Genomic DNA, 575 nt, shown 5'->3' on the forward strand with positions numbered 1-575 from the left:
CGTGTGGAGAAGGACGAGCGCGTCCTGGTCACCACGCTCACCAAGAAGATGGCCGAGGACCTCACGGACTACTTCCTCGAACTCGGCATCCAGGTGCGGTACCTGCACAGCGACGTCGACACCCTGCGCCGGGTGGAGCTGCTGCGGGAGCTGCGCCGCGGCGAGTACGACGTCCTGGTCGGCATCAACCTGCTGCGTGAGGGCCTCGACCTGCCCGAGGTCTCCCTGGTGGCGATCCTCGACGCCGACAAGGAGGGCTTCCTGCGGTCGGGCACCTCCCTGATCCAGACCATCGGTCGCGCGGCGCGCAACGTCTCCGGCCAGGTCCACATGTACGCCGACAAGATCACGCCGGCGATGGAGAAAGCCATCGAGGAGACCAACCGCCGCCGCGAGAAGCAGGTCGCGTACAACCAGGCCAACGGCATCGACCCGCAGCCGCTGCGCAAGAAGATCAACGACATCGTCGCGCAGATCGCCCGCGAGGACATCGACACGGAGCAGTTGCTCGGCTCGGGCTACCGCCAGGCCAAGAAGGACGGCGGCGGCACCAGGACGCCCGTGCCCGCCCTCGG

At 67.8% G+C, this 575-nt stretch carries 1 protein-coding gene; it reads left to right on the forward strand.

Annotation, left to right across the window (positions count from 1 at the left end):
* On the forward strand, window positions 1-575 hold a 575-nt coding region (locus LPA54_RS35595; protein ID WP_267487971.1), incomplete at both ends, for a helicase-related protein.

The sequence above is a fragment of the Streptomyces sp. DH12 genome, from assembly GCF_020873895.1.
Lineage (GTDB): Bacteria > Actinomycetota > Actinomycetes > Streptomycetales > Streptomycetaceae > Streptomyces.